The following is a 241-nucleotide window of genomic DNA, read 5'->3' as shown; positions in this document are numbered from 1 at the left end:
CCATCTGATAATCCGCCTGCGCAATGCGGGTGGACGAGAAGGTGTTGGTCTCCAGGATATCGGCGCCTGCCTTGGCATAGCGATAATGAATCTCTTCGATCGCGTCGGGCTGAGTCAGAATGAGAAGGTCGTTATTGCCTTTTTGATGACAGGCACAGCCTATGAAACGGTGACCGCGAAACTGATCCTCGTCGAAACCGAGGCCCTGGATCTGCGTGCCCATGGCGCCATCAAGCACGAG

General features: G+C 55.6%; 1 protein-coding gene. It reads right to left on the bottom strand.

The window, feature by feature from the left end:
• Positions 1-223: homocysteine S-methyltransferase family protein (locus ACPYOG_RS20470; RefSeq protein ID WP_481295907.1), on the bottom strand; the 223-nt coding region annotated here is incomplete at its 3' end.
• Positions 224-241: the final 18 nt, after the last annotated feature.

This window comes from Leifsonia sp. HAY1-4F (genome assembly GCF_056755275.1).
This window is presented reverse-complemented; position numbering and strand designations above follow the sequence as displayed.